Source organism: Vagococcus lutrae (assembly GCF_023299185.1).
Lineage (GTDB): Bacteria > Bacillota > Bacilli > Lactobacillales > Vagococcaceae > Vagococcus_A > Vagococcus_A lutrae.
This window is the reverse complement of sequence record NZ_CP097017.1, coordinates 1,313,258-1,335,960: the sequence shown is the minus strand read 5'-3', so window position 1 is coordinate 1,335,960 and position 22,703 is coordinate 1,313,258. Positions and strand designations below refer to the sequence as shown.

Sequence of the window (22,703 nt, the reverse complement as noted above, 5' to 3'; positions counted from 1 at the left end):
CTTTCCTTACTGCTTTAGTTGCTAAATTTAAATTTTAAACTAAGAATAATGAATAACTATCGTTTCTTAAGTCTTTTAAGAGACGATTTTTTTGTTCATTTTTATTTCATGAGGTATTTTGTATGATAATGAGTGTTTCTTTCCATGTAAGAAACGTATCAATTGCAATTCGTTTGTGAAAGTACGTATAATTGAGGGTATAAAAGGTTTGAAAGGAGCACTAAAATGGAAAGGTATGATTATATTGTCATTGGTGGCGGTAGTGGAGGAATTGCTTCAGCGAATCGTGCAGGAATGCATGGAGCAAAGGTGCTGTTAATTGAGGCACAAGATTTAGGTGGGACGTGTGTTAATCTAGGATGCGTGCCAAAAAAAGTCATGTGGCAAGCGGCGACGATGCGTGAAATGATGTTGAAAGATGCTGAAAGCTATGGATTTGATGTGACGATTGACCGTTTCGATTTTAAACAATTGGTAGCGAATCGTGAAGCGTATATTAAACGTCTGCATACGGCGTACGACAATGGCTTGGCGAGTAATCAAGTCACAGTTGTAAAAGGTTATGGGCAAATTGTAGCACCCCAAGTGGTAGAAGTTGAGGGAACTCAGTACACAGCACCTCATATCTTACTCGCAACGGGAGGGCATACGGTATTCCCAGATATTCCTGGAGCGGAACATGGTCTGGGGTCAGATGATTTCTTTGGCTTAGAGACATTGCCAAAGCGTATCGCTGTTGTCGGTGCTGGTTATATAGCAGTTGAATTAGCCGGCGTGGTTCATGGATTAGGTGCTGAAACACATCTTGTTTATCGCCATGACCGTCCGCTACGTTCATTTGACCAAGAGATTGTGACAGAATTACAAGCTATCTATCAACAAGAAGGATTGCATTTACATGGCTATACAGTGCCGAAGAGTTTGCGAAAAGAAGCGGATGGTACGGTCACATTAGTCAATGAAAATGGTAAAGAGTTAAATGTCGATGCTGTGATTTGGGCAATTGGTCGTCGTCCAAACGTTGAAAACTTAGGGTTAGATAAAGTAGGGGTGGCGTTAACAGATAGTGGTTACATTGAAGTGGATCGTTATCAAAATACGTCAGCAGAAGGCATTTATGCGGTTGGTGATATGACGGGTCATTTAGAATTGACGCCCGTCGCGATTGCTGCAGGTCGTCGTCTTTCAGAGCGTTTATTTAATGGAAAGTTAGATGAACATCTGGATTATCAGAATGTGCCAACGGTTGTCTTTTCACATCCACCGATTGCAACAGTCGGTTTGACCGAAGAAGAAGCCGTAACAAAGTATGGTGAAAGTAATATCAAAGTCTATCGTAGTCAGTTCAATCCGATGTATTATGCTCTGCAAAAGCGAAAAATCAAGGCGACGATGAAACTCGTTTGTGTTGGTAAAGAGGAACGTATTGTAGGTTTACACGGTGTCGGTATCGATGTGGATGAGATGTTGCAAGGTTTTGCTGTGGCTATTAAAATGGGCGCGACAAAACAAGATTTTGACAATACGGTTGCTATTCATCCAACAGGAGCCGAAGAGTTTGTGACCATGCGGTAAACTTTTAGATAAACGGACATAATATAATGAAAAAAAAGCATAAGAAAAGTTGGAAACTGTAGCATTTTAGACTATAATAAGACTGTGTTAAGAATGATTATTCTATCATAATAAAAAAGGAGGAAAAAATAGAATGGAAATTTTAACGCTTGCACGAATTCAGTTCGCTATGACGACTGTTTTTCACTTTTTATTCGTGCCGCTATCAATCGGACTAGGTCTTGCCGTTGCTATTATGGAAACTTTATATGTCATCAAAAAAGATGAAGTTTATAAAGACATGACAAAGTTTTGGGGAAAAATCTTTTTACTAAGCTTTGCAGTCGGAGTCGTTACCGGTATTATTCAAGAATTTCAATTTGGTATGAACTGGTCTGAATATTCACGCTTTATGGGGGACATCTTTGGAGCACCATTAGCGGTTGAGGCTTTATTAGCCTTTTTCTTAGAGTCAACATTTATTGGATTGTGGGCTTTTACATGGGATAAGGTGCCAAAGAAAGTGCATGCTTTATTCATGTGGCTGGTTGCTATCGGGTCTGCTTTATCTGCTTTATGGATTTTAGCTGCTAACTCGTTCATGCAACATCCAGTTGGCTTTACAATCAATCCGGAAACAAACCGAGCAGAGATGACTAGTTTCTTTGAACTATTGAAAAATAGTCAGCTTTGGTTAGAGTTCCCACACGTTCTATTTGGTGCCTTTGTAACAGGTGCGTTTGTGATTGCTGGTTTAGCTGCATTTAATTTAGCACGTAAACGTGACATCGAGTTTAACCGTAAATCATTGAAATTTGGTTTAATTATGGGGCTAATCTCATCTATCGTGGTCATTTTAGTTGGTCACCGTCAAGTAAACGATTTGATTCGTGAGCAACCGATGAAGTTTGCAGCAATGGAAGCTTTATATGAAGACACTGTCGATGAAAATGTGCCTTGGAAATTGATTGCTTTCCCAGATACGGACAAAAAAGAAGAAGGTTTTTCAATTGAAATTCCTTATATGTTAAGTATTTTAGGTTCGGATCACGAAGGTAGCTTTAAAGGAATGAAGACAGTCGATGCTGAGTTCCAAGAAGAGTTTAAAGAACAAATTGCCGACTACAAAGAGAAGTACGGCGAAGACATGAATTTCTATGTACCAGTTAAAACGTTATTCTGGAGCTTTAGATTCATGGCAGGATTTGGTACTTTGTTTGTCTTTATTGCAATGGTAGGATTATTCTTACTACGCGATAATAAGTTATTAGAAATGAAGTGGCTTTTACAAATAATCGGATTAATGACGTTCTTACCGTTTGTAGCCAATACATGTGGTTGGTTAATAACAGAGCTTGGACGTTTCCCTTGGACAGTTTACGGCTTGTTCACAATCGCAGATAGTGTGTCACCGTCTGTAACAGCGGGCGAGTTATTAACGTCTAATATTATTTACTTCTTATTATTTAGCTTTATCGGTGCTGTTTTAGTTCACTTTATTCATCGTGAACATAAACGCGGTCCTTACTATCAACCAGAAGTAGTCAATACTTCTCAAGATCCATTAGCGAAGGAGGCGTTTTAGATGATAGCAGGTTTAGAACCGTTACAGTTTTTATGGTTTGTGATTATTGCTGTATTGTTCGTTGGATTCTTCTTCCTAGAAGGTTTTGACTTTGGTGTCGGAATGTCAACGAAACTACTCGCTAAGAATAAACAAGAACGTGATTTAGTGATGGCAACGATTGGTCCTGTATGGGATGGAAACGAAGTATGGCTTATCACGGCTGGTGGAGCGATGTTTGCTTCATTCCCAGAGTGGTATGCGACTCTCTTTAGTGGTTTTTATATTCCATTTTTACTTATTTTAGTAGGCTTAATCATTCGTGGCGTTTCTTTTGAGTTTCGTGCTCATGCTGAAACAGAACGTGGTAAGAATATTTGGGAGTGGACATTGTTTATTGGAAGCGTGTTGATTCCATTTATGTTTGGGATGATTTTTACTAGCTTGATTCAAGGAATGCCTATCCAAGCTGATAAAAATATTGTGGCAAGTTTTGGCGACTATGTTAACTTCTTCTCGATTGTAGGAGGAGTAGCTGTGACATTGATTTCATTCATTCATGGTTTAAACTACATTCGTCTTAAAACAGATGGCCCGATTCGTTTCCGTGCTGAAATGTATGCGAAACGCTTGTACCCAGTGTTGTTTGTGGGCTTAGTGGTATTTGCAGCATTAGTTTGGACGAAAACCGATTTTATCGAGTACCGTCCAACTTCAACCTTAGTGATTTTAGCCTTAATTGTGCTAGCAGCTGTGATTGCAGCATTTGGTACCTTTAAAGGGAAAGAAATGTTGTCATTTATCGCTTCAGGTGGTATTTTAGCGGGGATTGTTGCGCTTATCTTTAACGGCTTATTCCCACGTGTTATGATTGGTTCAGCAGATGCAGCGAGAGATTTATTGATTGCAGATGCAGCGAGCTCATTGGGCACGTTGAAAACAATGACGATTGTAACGATTATTTTATTACCAGTTGTATTAGGTTACCAAGGATGGTCTTACCATATCTTTAGAAAACGTCTAAAGGCTGGTAAACTCGGAGGACATTAGAGATGATAAATAAGAACATGTTTAAAATGAAAAATATACGACCTGTTCTTATCGGGCTTGCAGGATATAGTATCTTGCAAGCTCTTTTGATTATAGGGCAGGCTTATTATTTAGCCTTAAGTATTACTGAGGTGTGGGGCGGTCAACCGTTTCAATCACAAACGAGTCATATCATGTTGTTTTTTGGTGCGTTTATGAGTCGCCAAGTATTAAATTATGTGAAGGATAAAGTTTTAGATGCCTATGCGTTTGAACAGGCAAGTTTGATTCGTCAAGAGTTGCTGGCAAAGGTGTTTGCGTTAGGCCCGAACTTTGTTCAAAAGCACGGGACGGGTAATATGGTGACGATGTCGATAGAAGGTATCGCACAAATTGAAAATTATATTCAGATTATTTTACCTAAATTGACAAACATGATGATTGTGCCGTGGATAATTTTAGTGTTTGTGTTCATGCAAGATATATCTTCAGGTATCGTATTACTAGTTGTTTTCCCACTCATTATTATTTTCATGATTGTGCTAGGTTATGCGGCTCGTGCGAAAGCCGATAAACAGTATGAAGGGTTTCAACGTTTAAGTAATCACTTTTTAGATTCATTACGTGGTTTAGAAACATTAAACTTATTAGGTTTGAGTAAACGGTATGAGAAAAATGTTTTTGATGTCAGTGAAAATTATCGTAAAGCGACAATGAGTACGTTGAAAATTGCGATTTTATCGACATTTGCGTTAGATTTCTTTTCAACATTATCTGTGGCGATTATCGCTTTATTTCTTGGGTTGCGATTGATAGAAGCAGAGATGTTATTGATGCCAGCATTGACGGTGTTGATTTTAGCGCCGGACTTTTTCTTACCCGTTCGTGACTTTGCGAATGATTATCACGCAACACTAGATGGTGGTAATACACTGGATTCGATTTATACGATTTTAGATGAGCCAGAGACAAAAGAAAGCCAAGCTTTGCCGATGACGTCTTGGGAAGCAACGGATAAGTTATCTTTAAAAAATGTTTCGGTTCAATATGATGCTCGTTATGAAACACGTGCGTTAAAAGAAATTTCGTTTGATTGGCAAGGGTACGGTAAAGTAGGGATTATCGGTCTCTCTGGGTCTGGAAAATCAACGTTGATAAAAACGTTAGGAGGATTTTTAAGTCCCACAGCGGAAAGCGAGCTTTATATTAATGAGCAGCGCTTAAATACTTTGGCGGATGCACATTGGCAACGTCAACTATTTTATATTCCTCAAGATCCGTATCTGTTCCACGCGAGTCTGCGAGATAATATTTGTTTCTACGTCCCAGATGCGTCAGAAGAAGTCATTCAGCAAGCGGTTAAACAGGCAGGCTTAGCCTCGTTAGTTGCAGAGTTACCTGAGGGGCTAGATACGATGATTGGTGACGGTGGTCAGATGTTAAGTGGGGGTCAAATGCAGCGTGTAGCGTTAGCTCGTGCGTTTGTTGATCAAGAGAGAAAAGTGCTCCTTTTTGATGAGCCGACTGCGCATTTGGACATTGAAACGGAAGCAGAGTTAAAGGAAACGATGTTGCCGCTATTTGATAATCATTTAGTCTTTTTTGCGACGCATCGTTTACATTGGATGAAAGAGATGGATTATATTTTAGTGATGGACCACGGAGAAATCGTGGAGCATGGAACGTATGAAGCGTTGAATGCTAAAGATGGTTACTATCAAGCATTTGTCAAAGATATTACACAAGGGAGGGACGTTTAGTGAGTCATAAAAAATCATCACGTTTATTATTAAGTAAACAGGATACTTGGGTGCGTCCTTACTTCAAAAAATATCGAGGCTTATTGGCACTTGTATTGTTTTTAGGTTTGTTGACGTTCTTTTCTGCCAGTGCATTAATGTTTACATCGGGCTATCTGATTAGTCGCTCAACAGACATCGGGTTGGTTAATTTAACACGTCCTCCTCGACCAGATAACGTCATGCGTGTCTATGTGCCGATTGTCTTGACGCGTGCGTTTGGGATTGGACGTCCAACATTTCGCTATTTAGAGCGGTTAGGTAGTCATAATTGGGTACTGAAAATGACGTCAGATATTCGTTTACGACTATATCGTTCGTTGGAATCACGTGCCGCACATTCAAAAGAATCTTTTCAGACTGGGCGAATTATGGGGATTTTAGCGGAAGATATTGAACATATTCAAAATTTATATTTGCGAACCATCTTCCCTACGATTATTGGCTTATTGCTTTATACATTAGTCGTGATAGGATTAGGGTATTTTTCTTGGCCGTTTGCTTTGTTTATCTTATTAATGTTTGGTGTCATGGTGATAGTAGTGCCTTTAGCATCTGTTGCTGTGAATAATGCTCGCGTCTATCGCCGTAAATACAAGCGTCATGCGATGTATCAACAATTGACAGATGCTGTGCTTGGTGTAGGTGATTGGCAATATAGTGGTCGACAAGCAGACTTTTTAACGCGTTATACTCAGGCAGAAAAAGAAGTGCGTGTGGAGGATGCATCCCTTAACAAACAAACGCGCGTGCGTAATTTTATTACGCAACTGTTGTTTGGCATTATCATTGTTGCGATGTTTTATTGGGCGAGTGATTATTTCTTATCACGCCAACAAGCGAATTGGATTGCTGCATTTGTCTTAGCTGTGTTTCCATTAATGGATGCATTTGGTCCAATCAGTGAAGGAATTACGGAAACACCGATGTATGAAGATTCTGTCCAGCGTCTTCATGAACTTCCTGAAGTGAATGATGACACGCAAGCGACTACAACTGCTACGACAGCTCTGCCCGTCAGTGCGGATATTCAGTTGGAAGAAGTGAGTTATCGCTATCACCCACAGTCGCGTGAATTGTTAACTTTATTCAATTTAACGATTCCAGCAGGGCAAAAAATCGCTGTCTTAGGAAAAAGCGGTACTGGAAAGACGACTCTTTCTAAGCTCATACGCGGCGATTTAACACCGGTTGCCGGTCAGATTACGATTGGTGGTATTCCTGTGAGTGAGTTGCACGGACAAATGTCTCAAGTCATTGGTGTATTGAATCAAGCACCACATTTATTTGATACGACGCTAATGAACAATGTACGTTTAGGGAATCTAAATGCTAGTGATGAGGACGTTTTAAAGGCGATTGAACAGGCAGGGTTAAAGGAGCTGGTAGATAGTTTGCCAGAAGGTGCGCATACGATGGTAGAGGAAGGCGGTAAACGTTTTTCTGGTGGTGAGCAGCAACGGATTGCTTTAGCGCGTATCTTGCTACAAGATGTTCCGATTGTCATCATTGATGAGCCGACGATAGGTTTAGATCCTATTACCGAGCGAGCCTTACTAGCTACCGTCTTTTCTGTCTTGAAAGGGAAAACGATTATTTGGATTACGCATCACTTGATGTCCATAGAACAAGCTGACCGCGTGATTTTCTTAGAAGATGGACAGTTAAAAATGGATGGCACGCCTGCTGATTTACGAGCAGAGAATGAACATTATCAACATTTATTATCGTTAGACTATTTAAATTAAGAAAAACCCCTCAAAGCACTTATTGACTTTGAGGGGTTTTCAATTAGTTAGCAGGTAGTAAATGAGAAGCAAACGTCATGACGAGAAACGGTAAGAAATTATTTAAAAAGTGAATACTCATAGCGACACGCAAATCTCCCGTATAGAGATAAGCAAATGCCATGACTAAACCAATAGTAGCGTACATGAGGAAAAATAAGATAGACGTGGGACCGTGTACTAAGCTAAACAGTGTCACGCTCACAGTAATCGCTAAAACTTTTCCTAATGTAGAAGCCGGTTGACGTACGTCAATAAAACTATTCATGATAAAATAACGGAAAATGATTTCTTCGCCAATCGGTGCTAGCACACAGATAAGTAGAAAAAGAGTGGTAGGTGAAATTGCTGTGGCAAGTTCCTGAATGGCTTGGTCATTTTGCGAACTTTCTCCTGACAATAACATGGTAAAGACAATCGCGCCGATTCGTGTGAGGAAAAAACCACCGATTATCCATTTCATGTGATACCAACTGAAAAAAGGAGATAAATGGTCAAATGCCCCTCGTTTTTTTGCTAAGTAAATTAGCAAAAATAGCACCACTAAAGTAACGAGAATAAAGGGAAGGTTGCCTAAAGCTAGTGACATACTTGGAAGTGAGTAGACGATAAATAATAGAAAAGCGAATAAAAGTCCTTTTGAAATTTGTTTGATAGAATACATAGCATAACCTCATTTCTGAAAAAATAATAAGAAAAAGTGGCTGAGTTCAGCCACTTTTTTGTTAGTCGCGTCGTTTTAAAAGCGTTGCGGTGACATCATATAAAATATGTCGTGCGGGAATATCTGGCAATTTCTTAATTTCTTTTAATGCCGTTTCAGTGTAACGCTCTGCTAGCACTATAGCCTGTTCAACACCTTGATAGCGTTGAATAAGTGTTACTGCTTGTTGTATATCGTCATCCGTTAAGTCTGTTCCTTTTTCTAAAAAAGCAAAGGCTTGTCGGTTGCGATTCATTGCAAGAATTAAAGGGAGCGTGTAGTGTCCATTTTTTAAATCTTCCAATACCGGTTTTTTTAGTTCTGACTCGGTAGCAGTATAATCTAAAATATCATCTAAAATTTGAAAGCCCATGCCGATATTGTAGCCAATGCGTAACGCTAGTAACTGTTGTCGTTTAGTACAGCCAGCAAAACGAGCACCTTCTACACAACTTAGTTGAAAAAGCTGTGCGGTTTTGCCTTTGACGTGGCGAAGGTATTGTTTCACTGTAATATCGATATTATGTTTTAAGTGCATTTGATCTAATTCACCTACTAGTATTTTACGCATGTTTTTGGCGTTAAAATCTAGTGTGTCCATCTCTTGAACAGCTGAAGCAAGTAGCTGAAAATAGACGGTAAATAGAAAATCACCAGTATAGACTGCGATGTCTTTACCATAAAGCGCTTGGATGGACGGCATATCCCGTCTCAGAGGGGAGTCGTCAATCACATCATCATGGATTAAAGTAGCCGCATGTAAAATTTCTAGTGCCGCAGCGTATTCATGTTTTCTTTTTTGAGAAGGAACGGTGCCAAACTCTGTAAAAAGAATAAAAAAAGCCGGGCGTAATAACTTGCCCCCAGATTCGAAAAATTGTGACAATACCGTTTGGATATCCTGATTTCGAATTTTAATGGCATGTTGGATGGTTTTTTGTGTTTGTTCTAGTTCTTTTTGTATGTCTGGGTACTGAGCCCATAAAGGATGTATAGCCATGGAAACCTCCTGTGTCGGTTCATTATATCAATTATAAACTAGTTTAGAAAAAAAAGCTTGTTTCCAAAGTAGGATATCGTTTTTTATTATAAATCATCACTCTTTAATTCTCAATTAAAACCTGTATAATTAGGGTGTTATACTAAAGAAAGAAGTGAGTAAAATGTCGTGGAAAATATTTGCAGAGTTAGTGGAGCTAAAAGCGAAGACCGCTAGTGTGTTCCCTTTTATATTAGGTGTCTCTTATGCGTGGTATCATTATCGTGAAGTCAAGTGGTGGGCGATGGGTGTGTTTTTTGTCGCCATGTTCTTATTTAATATGGCGGTAGATATTCTAGATAACTATATGGACTATCACAATGCGACTGACGTTCATGATTATAGAGAGGAAACCAATATCATTGGCAGAGAAAATCTTTCCTTGCCACTAGTTAGACGAATGATGATTGGCATGATTGTCGTATCAGCTGCTATCGGGATAGTTTTGGCGTCTCAGACGAGCTGGGTTATTTTAGTATTAGGCATCATTAGTTATAGTGTAGGGATTTTTTATTCAGCTGGACCACGTCCATTATCGAGTCTGCCTGTTGGCGAAGTTGCTTCTGGAGTCACGATGGGCTTTATCATTCCCCTTATTTGTGTCTATTTAAATGTGTATGATCGTCAAGCATTTAACTGGTCTTTCGTAGGAGACGTATTCCTAATGTCGCTTCCTGCCGTCTTTGCGATTGCAAACTTAATGTTAGCAAATAATACGTGTGATTTGGAAGAGGATGAATTAAATGAACGATTTACATTAGTTCACTACATAGGGAAGAACAATGCCGTCCGATTGTTTACCTTCCTAGCTTTAGCGCCTTTTGTGGCGGCGAGTTTCTCAGTTGCCATAGGTTTAGTTCCTTGGACGGTGTTAGGGATTTGGTTTGTTTTTCGTCAAGTATTGACGAATACCTATGCTTTTCGAGCGAAGCAAGATAAATTGACCACGTTTCCATTAGCCATTCAAAATTTAGCCGCCACGATGATTGGTTACGCATTATTTTTTGTTATCGGTGTGATTTAAACATAAAAGACTGAGAGTCAGAGTGAGTAGTTACTCATAAATCTGACTTCTCAGTCTTTTTTTCAAAAGATTGAATATCTAAATTAGGAACTTTGTTTGGCGAGATAAACGAATGTTGTGTCGAGCGATTTCTTAGCCAGTAGTCTAAAACGGAAGCAATACAAATACATAGCGGAGCGTCCGCGTCATCTGTCACATCAAGCTCGTAAAAATCGCCTGTGGCGTGATAGTATTTTTGCATGGTCATGACCATGCCATTATGCCGTTTGATTTGATACTGATGTTGTGGGATATTCCCAACTACCCACCATTTGAGTTTAAAAATATAATACAAATCGAGATACTGCTGTAAAAAGCGGTGCAGTATGCCAACCTTCTCATCCCCCAGATATAAATCAAAACGGGCTCCTTGTTTAAATGCGACACGTGACTGTTTCACCTTGGCGACTAAATCGCCGTTTAACGTATAGAGCGACAGAACATCTCCACGGTTTCCCCATTTACCTATCATTAAATAAAGAGGTTCGCCAGCTTCATTGCGAACGATAGTGGGGTATTTTGCGGTCAGTAAGTTCTGTTGGATATAATAAGTTGCCATGCGGTTTCCCACCCTCACTTTTAACTTAAGCGTTCATCTACAGCGCGTCTAATTGCTTTCCCAACTCCACTTTGTGTATTTAAATCTGTTTCATACTTGGCCACTTCTTTGACAGCTAGTTCTGCATTACCCATAGCAAAACTGACGCCAGCTACTTCGAGCATACTAATATCATTAAAGTTATCTCCAATTGTCATGACTTTTTCCATTGGAATGTCATAGGCTTGTGCCATGCGTTGTACGGCAATCCCTTTTTGAGCGAAACGGTGATTGACCTCTAAATTATTTGGAAAAGAGGATGTGACTACTAAGTCATCAATTAAATCAATTTTTTGACGAGCAGGCGTTAAAGCAGCCGCTTCTAACGGTGAAAAGGCAATGAATTTTAAGATTTTCACATCTTCATGAGCAAAAAGTTCTTCAAAATCTTCCACATAATGCACGTCTTGAATATCTAACTGTGCGATCGCCATTGCAACAGCCATTTTATAGGTGAGATGTGGCATACTATTGGCGATAAAAGTAGCCATATTTTCTAAGCGTTGAGGACGGTTGTCAGAAAAAATCCCTTTAGTCGTTGCAACTTCAAAATACAAATCTTGTTCTTTTAAAATTTTAACAACTTGGCGCGCCTCTTCTTGTTGAATATCAATTGTAAAGAGTGTCTTGCCGTTTTCATCAAAGGCTTGTGCGCCATTGACGGCGATTAATGGACAGACCAGTCCAGCTTCTTTTAACGCAGGGGTCGCTTCGTCAAAGTTACGCCCTGTTGCAATCATAAATTTAACACCATGTTCTTCTGCATAGCGAATAGCAGCAACGTTTTCATCCGAGATGCTAAGTTTTTGACCGAGTAATGTACCATCCATGTCGGATGCGATGAGTTTAATCATAATTTTGGCTCCTCCTAATAAACACTTATGCTTTATTTTACCACCTTTTAGCGAATTGAGCATCTTCCATACTTATTAAAGAAATAAACACATTCATGGTAAGTTTTCACAAAGAAATTAAAAACGTATAAAAAAATCATGGTCATTCTCATAAAAGAGTGGAAACTCTGTCTTTTTCAATCAAATAGGTGTATGATAAAAGAGATAGAAACAAGAAAAAATGGAGGAATTAGCGTGACAATTAAAACAAACTTAGCTGTTCAAATTAAAGGAAAAGGAATCCGTATCGTTTTTCCAGAAAGTATGGATGTCCGTGTGTTGGGAGCAGCGATTCGTTTAAAACAAGATGACGTATTAGAGCCGATTATGATTGGAGAGGCTGACGCAGTTCACGCCTTAGCGAAAGAAAATGGTTGGGATGCTACGTCACTGACGATTGTAGATCCAGCAAAATATGATAAATTCGAAGAAATGGTAGCGTCATTTGTTGAGCGTCGTAAAGGTAAAGCAACAGAAGATCAAGCTAAAACCATGCTACAAAATGCGAACTACTTTGGGACAATGTTAACTTATATGGGTGAAGCAGACGGAATGGTAAGTGGTGCGATTCACTCAACAGGCGATACTGTACGTCCTGCATTACAAATTATCAAAACAAAACCAGGCGTTAGCCGTACAAGTGGTGTTTTCTTAATGATTCGTGGTGACGAACGTTACATGTTTGCAGACTGTGCGATTAACATTAATCCTGATGCACAAGCGCTAGGTGAAATAGCAGTTGAAACAGCAAAAACAGCTGAAATGTTTGGTATTGATCCAAAAGTTGCGATGTTAAGCTTTTCTACAAAAGGTTCAGCAGCCAGTGAAGAAGTCGCTAAGGTAGCTGAAGCAACTAAAATCGCGCAAGAATTAGCACCTGATTATCAAATTGATGGTGAGTTACAGTTTGACGCGGCTTTCGTAGAATCTGTTGCGAAACAAAAAGCACCGGACTCAGATGTTGCTGGTCATGCGAATGTCTTTGTTTTCCCAGAAATTCAATCAGGAAACATTGGTTATAAAATCGCACAACGTTTTGGCGGTTTTGAAGCTATTGGACCGATTTTACAAGGATTAAATAAACCAATTTCAGACTTATCACGTGGTTGTAGCGAAGATGATGTATACATGTTATCTATCATTACGGCTGCACAATTTATGTTTGACAAAAAATAATACATACAAGGTGTTCTCTTTGAAAAAAGTGGACACCTTTTTTCATAAAAGGAGGAAAGTCAATGTGGCACTTGCAAAATGAGGTGCAATTACAACAGGTGGGCGAATATATTGGTCGCTATATTTCCCCACAGTCGACACTCGTTTTAACAGGAGAGCTAGGAACGGGTAAAACGACTATGACGAAAGGGATTGCGAAAGGTTTAGGTATTGAGCGTGTTATTAAAAGTCCAACCTATACGATTATTCGGGAATACACGGAGGGGCGCATGCCGTTGTATCACATGGATGTTTACCGTTTAGAAGACGGTGATGGGGAAGAATTAGGACTAGAAGAATACTATGAAGACCAAGGACTAGTGATTATGGAATGGGGACATAATTTAGAAGGCGAGTTGCCATCTGATTATTTGGATATTCAGTTAGCGTATCCCGAAGTAGGGGAAGGTCGCTATCTATCGCTAACCGTACACGGCTCCAAACTATGCTCGTTCACTGAGACGCTTCAACAGTGGTTGGATGAAGAGATGACACGTGTAAATTAGATCAAAAAGAACGAACAATATTATATGTAAAAACGCTATCTTTTTAAAGTTAGCGTTACCAATGCATATAATATTGTTTATTTTGTCTTTTAATGTTAAAATTTTGTTATATAAAAAACATTAAAAGGAGAATGTGACAAAATGAAGAAATGGCAACGTCGTTCGAGTGTCTTTTTAACAACCATTTTATTAAGCGCTAACTTAGTTGGCATTGTTCCTATTGTGAAAGCAGTAGACGGGGAAACAGAGGGAACCGAAGTAACGGCTGAGACTGTTGAAAACAATTCAACGGAGGAATCGTCAGTAGAAACTTTAGAATCAACAGAAACAACAGAAACAACAGACGCCACGGAAACGACAGAGGCAACTGAAGTAACAGAAGAATCAGATGAAAAAGAATCTGAAAAGGTAACGATTCCGGTTCAAATGTTAGGTGTTAATGATTTCCATGGTGCTTTGGATACCACAGGTACAGCTTATTTGCCTTCAGGTACACATAGAGGTGTAGGGAAAGCGTCTAATTTAGCAGCCCATTTAGACGAGGCAGAAAAAAACTTTAAGTCGGAAAAAGGTGGTAAGACGGAGCGTGTGCAAGCAGGTGATTTAGTAGGGGCCAGTCCAGCTAACTCTGCTTTATTACAAGACGAGCCTACGATTAAAGTGTTCAATCAAATGAATTTTACTTTGGGAACGTTAGGTAATCATGAATTTGATAAAGGATTAGGTGAATTTCATCGAATTCTTAAAGGTCAAGAGCCAGCCTCAGGTCAATTTGAAGGGGACTTAGGTGAGATTGTGAATGGCTATGCGAGAGTAGCTTCTGATCAAGAGATTGTGATTGCTAACATTGTGAATAAATCAGATGGCGAAATCCCTTATGGGTTTGAACCGTATACAACTAGGTCATATAGCAACGGAAATGAAAGTGTCAAGGTTGCTTATATGGGAATTATTACATCAGAGTTTCCTAACTTAGTTTTAGCGGAGCATACGAAGGATTACGATGTCTTAGATGAAGCTGAAACGATTGCGAAATACAGTAAAATCCTTCGCGAAGAAAAAGGAATTGATGCAATTGTTTTAATTACTCATTTATCAGCGGTAAGTGATGCGAATGGAAATGTATCAGGAGAAGTGGCGACTGTTCTTGATAAAGTAAACCAAATCTATCCAGATAACAGTATTGATGTTGTATTTGCGGGTCATAATCATCAACATACAAATGGCGTCTATGAAAATGGGGAAAATAAAACACGTGTTGTTCAAAGTACGGCACAAGGAAAAGCGTACATTGATTTACAAGGTGAACTTGACCCTGAAACAAAAGACTTTGTTGACGTACCGGAAGCGGAAGTGAAGCCGACAACTGATCGTTCAGACAAAAACGCAGAAGTTCAAAAAACTGTGGATCACGCGAGTGAATTGATTAAAAAAGTAACAGAATCTAAGATAGCTACTGCAGCAGAGGGCGTTACCACGATTACAAAAGATGTCAATGCTCATAGCGAATCACCTTTAGGGAACTTGATTGTCGATGCTCAGCTTCATATGGCGAATGATATTCAGTTGAAAGATGCAGCTGGAAATCCGGTTACAGTGGACTTTGCAATGACTAATAACGGTGGGATTCGTGCTGATTTAACTGCTCAACCAGACGGTGCTATTACATGGGGAGCTGTGCAAGCTGTGCAACCATTTGGAAATATTTTACAAGTGGTAGCGTTAAGTGGACAAACGATTCGTGATGTTTTAAATGAGCAACATAAAAATGGTAAGTTGCATTACTTCCTGCAAATTGCTGGTTTATCCTTTACCTATCAAGGTGTAGGTGATGACTTTAAAGTTGTCGAGATTAAGGATAGTCAAGGCAAGGAATTAGACCCTGAAAAAATGTACAACGTAGTGATAAATGATTTTCTATTTGGTGGTGGCGATGGATTTAAGAGCTTTACCAAAGGGAAGTTAGTTGCAGCTATGGATACAGACACCTCAACATTTGTTTCTTATTTTGAAAAGATGGAAAAAGAAGGTAAAAAGATTACCGCTCCCGCTTTAGGAAGAAAATTAGAAGTAGGAGAAGAAGTTCCCTCTGAAACAGAAGAGCCGGGTACAACAGAAACAGAAGGAACCGGTACAACAGAAACAGAAGAGCCAGGCACAACAGAAACAGAAGGAACGGGCACAACAGAAACAGAAGAGCCAGGCACAACAGAATCGACGGAAGATTCTAAAGAAACAGAAAAAAACAAACCACTAGATGAAGCGACAAAAGTTTCAAAAACAGTTCTTGTGGGAGGAGTTATTAAAGGAGAAAGTCTACCTGGTGCAGAAGTCATTATCACATTGCCAAATGGAGAAGTTCACCATGTAACAGTTGGTAAAGATGGAAAATTCTCATTTGATATCCGTGGATTCGATTTGAAAAAAGATGACACCCTTAAATTACATTTCATTAAAGATGACATGATGGTTGAAAGAGATATCGTAGTGACAAATGAAAAGGCAGAAAATGGTGGCACATCTGGCTCAAATAACAGTAATAATAAGAAACCTGGTTATTTACCACAGACAGGTGAAGAAGCAGCACCGTTTGCTTTAGCAGGGTTAGCCATTGTCGGCGGCGTATTAACAATCGTAATGGTTCGCAAGAAAAACGAAGTAAAATAGTTTTTGACTATTTAATTAATTTACGACTATTTCAAAGAAGTCGTCAGCGTAATCAATAATACGTTGACGACTTTTTTTATAAAAAAACGTGATAGCGTTGTCAAATAGATTGTGTAATGTTACACTTTTGATAGACATTATTAATAATAATGTAACGAAAGGGGAACTGTTTACGTGAATAATGAACAAAAACAAAGAAAAGAGTTTTTAAAGAATGGGAGAGGAAATATCGAAGCTCATAAGCGTACGAAGAACGTAATGTATCTATCACTATTAATTCTGTCGTTTTTATTAGTATATCACGATAGTTTGCCGGTAAAAGCAGATACTGTTATGAGTACAGTAGGTACAGCAACTGTAAATGTCAGTCAAGTGCAACAAGTGACGATGGAAAAAAGACGGTTAGACAGTTATGTGACGTCAGTAAGAGGTTTAGACCCAAATGTTGTTCGCTCTTATGTGAAAGAAATTCAATCAGCTGCGTCATTGACAGAACTAAACGCAATTGAAATGGCGATTCAAAATGATGTAGCCGCTATTCCATATGAACAGTATGATCAACAAGCGAGTGACAGGTTAAATGATTTAATCAATCAGGAGCGTGTCAGTCAAGGTTTTACTGCCTTTAAAGTAGATAAAAGTCATCGTGATATGCAAGAAGGAGCGCGTATTCGAGCGCGTGAAATTAGTCAACGCCCGACTCATCAACGTCCAGACGGTAGTAAATTTTATACAGCGATTCCAACAACCGATGGAAATCATTATACGTATTTTAGTGAAGCCGTCTATCGTGGCCCAGCTCCCTTTGTGCATGAGGAAATGGCTGCGATTGCCTTTAAAGCTTGGATGAATAGCGAAGGACATCGTCGTATTTTAATGAAAGACCGTTCCGACTTATATATGACGACTGCTTTTTACACAGATAGCGCAACAGGACGCATGCATGCGGTTTTAATGACTTATAAAGTTAAATAATCAATAAAACGTCATCACTATTCGCTGTGATGACGTTTTACTATTAACTGATGATTTTAACCGTTTTTTCTAATTCGCTCGTAGGGAAGTATTGATTTAAATGTAATAAAATTTGAGCACTGGCAATCGCATCGTCTAAAGCATGGTGATGATGTTCTAAAGGAATACCAATTGCTTGGCAAAGTGTGTTTAGTTTGTGATTTTCTAGTTCAGGCATTAGTCGTCTGCTCGCCGTTACCGTACATAAAGATTGATAATATGGTTGAGCTAGTCCGTGGTGTGCCAAAGTATGACGTAAGACACCATTATCAAAGGCGGCATTGTGCGCCACAATCAAGTGCTCTGGTTGAAATAGAGGTTCAATATCTTGCCATACTTCTTTAAACGTCGGTGCGTCTTTGACCATCTCAGGTGTAATGCCGTGGACTTGAATATTCCGCCAATGAAAGTCGGTTTGTGGCTGGATAAGTGAGTAGTAGCGTCCGACCAGTTGATTGTCTTGTACGACTACTAAGGCAATGGAACAAGCGCTATGACGTTTTTGGTTAGCCGTTTCAAAATCCAGTGCGATAAAGTTCATCTTACCCCTCCTTTGACCAATTAAGGCGAATCGAGACTGGACAGTGGTCACTTCCAAACACGTCCGCATGAATTTCAGCTGTTTCTAGGTAATCGGTCAATCTTTCAGAAATGAGAAAATAGTCGATACGCCACCCAGCGTTATTTTTTCTTGCATTAAAGCGATAGCTCCACCATGAGTAGGCGCCTTCCAAATCTGGATAGAAAAAGCGGAAAGTATCAACAAATCCACTATCGAGTAGTTGAGAAAAACTTTCACGTTCTTCTATAGAAAATCCAGGATTCTTTTGATTAGTTTTCCAGTTTTTTAAATCGATTTTTTGATGAGCGACATTTAAGTCACCGCAAATAATGACAGGTTTTTGTTGGTCTAATGCGACAAGGTGTTCTCGAAAAGCTTGATCCCACTCTAAACGATAGGGCAACCGCTTGAGCTCTGCTTGAGCATTCGGTGTATAGCAATTAACGAGGAAGAAGTCGTCATACTCTAAAGTAATTACACGTCCTTCTGTGTCGTGTTCAGCAATACCTAATCCGTATTGAACAGATAGTGCCGGCTTTTTAGCGAAAATGGCAACACCTGAGTAGCCTTTTTTCTCAGCATAGTTCCAATAGTGATGATAGTCGGGTAAAGGCATCTCAATTTGCCCTTCTTGTAATTTAATTTCCTGTAAACAGAAAAAATCTGCCTCAAAATTTTCGAAAATGGACAGAAAATCTTTTTTCATGACCGCTCTGAGTCCATTTACGTTCCATGAAACAAGTTTCATGTCGCAACACTCCTTTTTATTCATGTTTTCATTGTATCGAATATTGAGTAAAATCGCGACTATTTCTGTTTGATAGTTGAACGAATTAAGAGAATAGATAAGAAAGAGGAAAGATAGTTCTATTATCATGATTTTGTGATAAAATGAAACAGATAGTAATAGAGAAAGGATACATTTCCGTGAAGATAGAAAAAATACAACAAGACTTGTCACATTTAAATATTAAAGTAAATGAACCGTTATCGAATTACACGTTTACCAAAACAGGTGGTCCAGCAGATGTGTTAGCTTTTCCTCGTAGTCAAAAAGAAGCTCGTGAGTTAGTAGAGTACTGTTTAGCTCATCAACATCCGTGGTTAGTATTAGGTAATGCTAGTAATTTAATCGTCAGAGATGGTGGCATTGAAGGGTTTGTTTTAATGTTGACTGAGATGAATCAGATTGACGTTCATGAGGATAAAATTGTCGCCGAAGCAGGTGCAAAGCTGATTGAAACGAGTCGCGAAGCTTACCGTGCTTCTTTAACCGGTTTGGAATTTGCGTGTGGAATTCCGGGCAGTATTGGTGGCGCTATTTATATGAATGCAGGTGCTTATGGTGGCGAGATTAAAGATGTGTTTGAATCATGTGATGTACTATGGGCCGATGGAACATTTGAAACATTGACGTTAGAACAGCTTGAATTTTCTTATCGTCACAGTGTTTTGCAAGAGCGAAAAGGTGTCGTATTATCTGTTACTTTTGCTTTACAACAAGGTGATGCTTCAGCAATTAAAGCTCAAATGGATGAGTTGACACATTTGAGAGAATCGAAGCAACCGCTTGAATACCCATCATGTGGCAGCGTGTTTAAACGACCTGAAGGCCATTTTACTGGCAAGCTTATTCAAGATGCTGGTTTACAAGGATATATTCAAGGTGGCGCTCAAATTTCCACGAAACATGCCGGGTTTATTGTGAATATTAATCAAGCGACTGCGACAGATTACGTGACGTTGATTCGCTATATACAAGAAGTTATTTTTGAAAAATATCAAGTGAAACTCGAAACCGAAGTGCGTATTATCGGTCGCGAAGCATAGAAAAAGACATTCCTATTTGGGAATGTCTTTTTTATATTACGGATTTAATGTGACTAAATAGCGTCCAGTCATTTGTCCATTAAGTAAATCATTCATGGCACGAGGAACGTTTTCTAATGGAATGGTAGCTTGTATGGCGCTTTCTAATTGTGCGGGTTTCAAATCGGTCGCGAGTCGTTGCCAGATATGTTGGCGTTTATCATAAGGTGTATGAACGGAATCAATCCCAAGTAATTGAACGTGTCGAAGGATGAAAGGTAAGACAGTCGTTGTTAACTGAATACCTCCAGCGTTGCCACAAAGAGCTAGGCTTCCGCCATATCTAACACGCGGCAAAATAGCTGTGAGCAAAGGACCACCGACAGTATCAATCACGGCATCGTACTCTTGTTTCATTAAAGGACGGACTTTGTCCTCTGTTAAATCATTTGGTGTGAGAATTGTGCTAGCACCTTGTTGCGAAAGGTAGGAATAAGCGTCGTCACTTGTTTTTCGACTAACTGCTGTGAGATTTTGGTAGCCTTTTGCTTTGAGCATGGCTAATGCCAGACTACCTACGCCACCTGTTGCGCCAGTGATAAGGACGGTTTGAGCAGGTGTTAAGCCATGCGCTTCTAGTGCATCAATGGCAAGAGCTGCCGTAAACCCGGCAGTGCCGATAATCATGCTTTCTTTTAAAGTGAGTGAATGAGGGAGTGGGACGAGCCATTCACCCGGGACACGTGCGATTTCTGATAAACCACCACTATGGCTGACTCCAATATCATAGCCAGTAGCAATCACGCTATCCCCTTTTTTAAAGTTGGGGTTAGTCGAAGAAATGACGGTGCCGCTGAAATCAATCCCTGCAATAAGGGGATACTGTTTGATAACGCCTGTTTTCGGTTGTGAAGCTAAGGCATCTTTAAAGTTTAAACTAGAATAGGCGACCCTTACCATAACATCTCCAGGACCTAAATCGCTTTCAGTGGAAGGTAAAACGCTTGTTGTAATTTCATGATCATCATCTGCTTTAATCAAGTGTACTGCTTTAAAGGTGTTCATCCGCATAACCTCCTAGTATATGTTACCCTTATTATAGAACACCTTTAAAAAAATAACGATAAAAGATGAGTTGTTCTTGAAAAAGAAAATGTCATCCTTTATAATTGTGTTTAAATTAAACTTTAAGTTTACTTTTAGGTTACTTTAATAAGTGAGATGAAACATGGAAAGAGGGACATCGATGGATATTGGACAACGTATTAAAAATTTGCGTGTTCAAAAAGGATTAACACAAGAAGAGTTAGGCGAGCGAACGGATTTAACGAAAGGGTACATTAGTCAGTTAGAGCGAAATTTGAGTTCTCCTTCGATGGAAACATTTTTTTCTTTATTAGAAGTCTTAGGGTGTCAGCCACAAGACTTTTTTAATGTGGAAAGCACGCAACAAAAGGTCGTTTATGAGGTGGATGAGCGTACGAGCTATATTGATGAAGAAAAGCGGTATGAAGTGGAATGGTTAGTTCCGGATTCAAATGAAAATAAAATGGAGCCCATTTTTTTAACCTTAGAACGAGCGGGAGAATTTAAAGAGTTCGAACCGTCCATGTCGGAAACATTTGCGTATGTTATAGAGGGGTCGGTAGTGGTCGAGCTAGGAAGTAATCGTTATGTAGCGACAGAGGGACAGGCGATTTATTATCGCGCGACAGAGGTTCATCAAATTAAAAATAATGAGACAGGTGTGAGTCGGTTGTTGATTGTGGCAACAGAATCATATTTGTAAGGAAAAGGGGAGAGACGTATGACGGAAGCGATTATTACTTTTCATAATGTCAAAAAGGTTTATGATGATCAAGTGGTATTGAAAAATGTGAGTTTTGACATTGAACAAGGTAAGTTTTATACATTATTGGGACCATCAGGTTGTGGTAAGACAACGATTTTACGATTAATAGCAGGTTTTATCGAAGCGAGTGAGGGAGACATTCGGATTAAAAATAAACGTGTAAATGACATTCCAGCAAATCAACGAAAAGTAAATACAGTTTTTCAAGATTATGCGTTATTTCCTCATCTTAATGTTTTTGAAAATATTGCCTTTGGGCTAACCTTACGTAAAATGCCGAAAGCAGAAATCAAAGAACGGGTACAAGAAGTATTAAAACTCGTACAATTATCAGGATTTGAAGAACGCGAGATTAGTGAAATGTCAGGGGGGCAGCGTCAGCGTGTTGCCATTGCTCGCGCGTTAGTCAACGATCCTGAAGTGCTATTGCTAGACGAGCCTTTATCGGCACTGGATTTGAAGCTGCGGACGGATATGCAGTATGAATTGAGAGAATTACAACAACGTTTAGGTATTACGTTTATTTTTGTGACGCACGACCAAGAAGAAGCACTCGCCATGAGTGATGAAATATTTGTTATGAATGGTGGGAAAATCATCCAAAGTGGGACACCGGTTGATATTTACGATGAACCAATTAATCGCTTTGTTGCAGATTTTATTGGTGAAAGTAATATTGTAGACGGGATTATGCGTGAGGATAATCTTGTAGAGTTTGTTGGCAAACCATTTGAATGTGCAGACGGAGGGATGAGACCGAATGAGCCCGTTGAAGTCGTACTACGTCCTGAAGATATTCGCATCACATCGGTAGCACAAGGAAAGTTAAAAGTGAAAGTAGATACGCAACTTTTCCGTGGTGTACATTATGAAATTATTTGTTTTGATGCGGATGGCAATGAATGGGTCGTTCATTCGACTAAAAAAGCTGTTGAAGGCAGTGAAGTCGGCTTATACTTTGATGCAGAAGATATTCATGTGATGCGTTTCGGTGAGACCGAAGAAGAATTCGATGCTCGTTTAGAAAGCTACGAAGAGGATTAGGAGGG

At 39.4% G+C, this 22,703-nt stretch carries 20 protein-coding genes; 13 read left to right on the top strand and 7 right to left on the bottom strand.

Annotated features, from left to right (window positions below):
- The first annotated feature begins 225 nt into the window (after positions 1–225).
- From gor to cydC, 5 genes are all read left to right on the top strand, one after another.
- Entirely contained in the window at positions 226–1,575 is a 1,350-nt protein-coding gene (gene gor / locus M2919_RS06360) for a glutathione-disulfide reductase (protein WP_248848426.1), read from the top strand.
- 133 nt (positions 1,576–1,708) lie between these two features.
- Entirely contained in the window at positions 1,709–3,139 is a 1,431-nt protein-coding gene (locus tag M2919_RS06355) for a cytochrome ubiquinol oxidase subunit I (RefSeq protein WP_168413383.1), read from the top strand.
- Entirely contained in the window at positions 3,140–4,168 is a 1,029-nt protein-coding gene (cydB, locus tag M2919_RS06350; protein ID WP_222316986.1) for a cytochrome d ubiquinol oxidase subunit II, read from the top strand.
- Between the two features lie 2 nt (positions 4,169–4,170).
- A complete protein-coding gene (gene cydD, locus M2919_RS06345) occupies positions 4,171–5,907 on the top strand; it encodes a thiol reductant ABC exporter subunit CydD (protein ID WP_248848425.1) in 1,737 nt (578 codons plus the stop codon).
- Entirely contained in the window at positions 5,907–7,694 is a 1,788-nt protein-coding gene (gene cydC, locus M2919_RS06340; protein ID WP_248848424.1) for a thiol reductant ABC exporter subunit CydC, read from the top strand. The genes cydD and cydC overlap by 1 nt, the downstream gene beginning before the upstream one ends.
- Positions 7,695–7,737: 43 nt before the next feature.
- On the opposite strand, the gene M2919_RS06335 is transcribed toward cydC, so the two are convergent.
- Positions 7,738–8,397 (bottom strand): CPBP family intramembrane glutamic endopeptidase, encoded by a 660-nt coding sequence (locus M2919_RS06335; RefSeq protein ID WP_248848423.1) that lies wholly within the window; start codon positions 8,395–8,397, stop codon positions 7,738–7,740.
- Positions 8,398–8,458: 61 nt separating this feature from the next.
- The gene (locus tag M2919_RS06330) at positions 8,459–9,436 is read right to left on the bottom strand and encodes a polyprenyl synthetase family protein (protein WP_168413388.1); all 978 of its coding nucleotides are present in this window, start codon (positions 9,434–9,436) and stop codon (positions 8,459–8,461) included.
- A 163-nt stretch (positions 9,437–9,599) separates the two neighbouring features.
- Between M2919_RS06330 and M2919_RS06325 the strand changes: the two genes are divergently transcribed.
- The gene (locus M2919_RS06325; RefSeq protein WP_202585347.1) at positions 9,600–10,499 is read left to right on the top strand and encodes a prenyltransferase; all 900 of its coding nucleotides are present in this window, start codon (positions 9,600–9,602) and stop codon (positions 10,497–10,499) included.
- A gap of 34 nt (positions 10,500–10,533) precedes the next feature.
- Here M2919_RS06325 and M2919_RS06320 read toward each other — a convergent pair whose 3' ends face one another.
- Positions 10,534–11,097, bottom strand: coding sequence for an LURP-one-related/scramblase family protein (locus M2919_RS06320; RefSeq protein ID WP_237662143.1), 564 nt, complete (start codon positions 11,095–11,097; stop codon positions 10,534–10,536).
- 20 nt (positions 11,098–11,117) lie between these two features.
- The gene (locus tag M2919_RS06315; protein WP_023605832.1) at positions 11,118–11,990 is read right to left on the bottom strand and encodes a Cof-type HAD-IIB family hydrolase; all 873 of its coding nucleotides are present in this window, start codon (positions 11,988–11,990) and stop codon (positions 11,118–11,120) included.
- 234 nt (positions 11,991–12,224) lie between these two features.
- On the opposite strand from M2919_RS06315, the gene pta reads away from it, so the two are divergent.
- The 4 genes from pta (at position 12,225) to M2919_RS06295 (ending at position 17,392) form a co-directional block, all read left to right on the top strand.
- Positions 12,225–13,205, top strand: coding sequence for a phosphate acetyltransferase (pta, locus tag M2919_RS06310; protein ID WP_248849487.1), 981 nt, complete (start codon positions 12,225–12,227; stop codon positions 13,203–13,205).
- Positions 13,206–13,267: 62 nt separating this feature from the next.
- Positions 13,268–13,750 (top strand): tRNA (adenosine(37)-N6)-threonylcarbamoyltransferase complex ATPase subunit type 1 TsaE, encoded by a 483-nt coding sequence (gene tsaE / locus M2919_RS06305; protein WP_248848422.1) that lies wholly within the window; start codon positions 13,268–13,270, stop codon positions 13,748–13,750.
- A gap of 141 nt (positions 13,751–13,891) precedes the next feature.
- Positions 13,892–16,417: a 5'-nucleotidase C-terminal domain-containing protein gene (locus M2919_RS06300; protein WP_248848421.1), complete on the top strand. Its 2,526-nt coding sequence runs from the start codon at positions 13,892–13,894 to the stop codon at positions 16,415–16,417.
- Between the two features lie 174 nt (positions 16,418–16,591).
- Positions 16,592–17,392, top strand: coding sequence for a CAP domain-containing protein (locus M2919_RS06295; protein WP_248848420.1), 801 nt, complete (start codon positions 16,592–16,594; stop codon positions 17,390–17,392).
- 43 nt (positions 17,393–17,435) lie between these two features.
- On the opposite strand, the gene M2919_RS06290 is transcribed toward M2919_RS06295, so the two are convergent.
- Together M2919_RS06290 and M2919_RS06285 are read right to left on the bottom strand one after the other, a co-directional pair.
- Entirely contained in the window at positions 17,436–17,972 is a 537-nt protein-coding gene (locus tag M2919_RS06290; RefSeq protein ID WP_202585342.1) for a 3'-5' exonuclease, read from the bottom strand.
- 1 nt (position 17,973) lies between these two features.
- Positions 17,974–18,741, bottom strand: coding sequence for an exodeoxyribonuclease III (locus M2919_RS06285; protein ID WP_248848419.1), 768 nt, complete (start codon positions 18,739–18,741; stop codon positions 17,974–17,976).
- A gap of 179 nt (positions 18,742–18,920) precedes the next feature.
- Here M2919_RS06285 and murB point away from each other — a divergent pair, with 179 nt between their 5' ends.
- Positions 18,921–19,823, top strand: coding sequence for a UDP-N-acetylmuramate dehydrogenase (murB, locus tag M2919_RS06280; RefSeq protein ID WP_023605838.1), 903 nt, complete (start codon positions 18,921–18,923; stop codon positions 19,821–19,823).
- A 36-nt stretch (positions 19,824–19,859) separates the two neighbouring features.
- On the opposite strand, the gene M2919_RS06275 is transcribed toward murB, so the two are convergent.
- Entirely contained in the window at positions 19,860–20,867 is a 1,008-nt protein-coding gene (locus tag M2919_RS06275; protein WP_248848418.1) for an acrylyl-CoA reductase family protein, read from the bottom strand.
- Positions 20,868–21,048: 181 nt separating this feature from the next.
- Between M2919_RS06275 and M2919_RS06270 the strand changes: the two genes are divergently transcribed.
- Both M2919_RS06270 and M2919_RS06265 read left to right on the top strand, forming a co-directional pair.
- Positions 21,049–21,591 (top strand): helix-turn-helix domain-containing protein, encoded by a 543-nt coding sequence (locus M2919_RS06270; protein ID WP_126762913.1) that lies wholly within the window; start codon positions 21,049–21,051, stop codon positions 21,589–21,591.
- An 18-nt stretch (positions 21,592–21,609) separates the two neighbouring features.
- Positions 21,610–22,698: an ABC transporter ATP-binding protein gene (locus M2919_RS06265; protein ID WP_222316999.1), complete on the top strand. Its 1,089-nt coding sequence runs from the start codon at positions 21,610–21,612 to the stop codon at positions 22,696–22,698.
- Positions 22,699–22,703: the final 5 nt, after the last annotated feature.

Excerpts from the sequence above, each read along its gene's own strand:
- gor (WP_248848426.1), top strand. The coding sequence starts at position 226 with ATGGAAAGGTATGATTATATTGTCATTGGTGGCGGTAGTGGAGGAATT.
- M2919_RS06355 (WP_168413383.1), top strand. The coding sequence starts at position 1,709 with ATGGAAATTTTAACGCTTGCACGAATTCAGTTCGCTATGACGACTGTT.
- cydB (WP_222316986.1), top strand. The coding sequence starts at position 3,140 with ATGATAGCAGGTTTAGAACCGTTACAGTTTTTATGGTTTGTGATTATT.
- cydD (WP_248848425.1), top strand. The coding sequence starts at position 4,171 with ATGATAAATAAGAACATGTTTAAAATGAAAAATATACGACCTGTTCTT.
- M2919_RS06335 (WP_248848423.1), bottom strand. The coding sequence starts at position 8,397 with ATGTATTCTATCAAACAAATTTCAAAAGGACTTTTATTCGCTTTTCTA.
- M2919_RS06330 (WP_168413388.1), bottom strand. The coding sequence starts at position 9,436 with ATGGCTATACATCCTTTATGGGCTCAGTACCCAGACATACAAAAAGAA.
- M2919_RS06325 (WP_202585347.1), top strand. The coding sequence starts at position 9,600 with ATGTCGTGGAAAATATTTGCAGAGTTAGTGGAGCTAAAAGCGAAGACC.
- M2919_RS06320 (WP_237662143.1), bottom strand. The coding sequence starts at position 11,097 with ATGGCAACTTATTATATCCAACAGAACTTACTGACCGCAAAATACCCC.
- M2919_RS06315 (WP_023605832.1), bottom strand. The coding sequence starts at position 11,990 with ATGATTAAACTCATCGCATCCGACATGGATGGTACATTACTCGGTCAA.
- tsaE (WP_248848422.1), top strand. The coding sequence starts at position 13,268 with ATGTGGCACTTGCAAAATGAGGTGCAATTACAACAGGTGGGCGAATAT.
- M2919_RS06300 (WP_248848421.1), top strand. The coding sequence starts at position 13,892 with ATGAAGAAATGGCAACGTCGTTCGAGTGTCTTTTTAACAACCATTTTA.
- M2919_RS06290 (WP_202585342.1), bottom strand. The coding sequence starts at position 17,972 with ATGAACTTTATCGCACTGGATTTTGAAACGGCTAACCAAAAACGTCAT.
- M2919_RS06285 (WP_248848419.1), bottom strand. The coding sequence starts at position 18,741 with ATGAAACTTGTTTCATGGAACGTAAATGGACTCAGAGCGGTCATGAAA.
- M2919_RS06275 (WP_248848418.1), bottom strand. The coding sequence starts at position 20,867 with ATGAACACCTTTAAAGCAGTACACTTGATTAAAGCAGATGATGATCAT.
- M2919_RS06270 (WP_126762913.1), top strand. The coding sequence starts at position 21,049 with ATGGATATTGGACAACGTATTAAAAATTTGCGTGTTCAAAAAGGATTA.
- M2919_RS06265 (WP_222316999.1), top strand. The coding sequence starts at position 21,610 with ATGACGGAAGCGATTATTACTTTTCATAATGTCAAAAAGGTTTATGAT.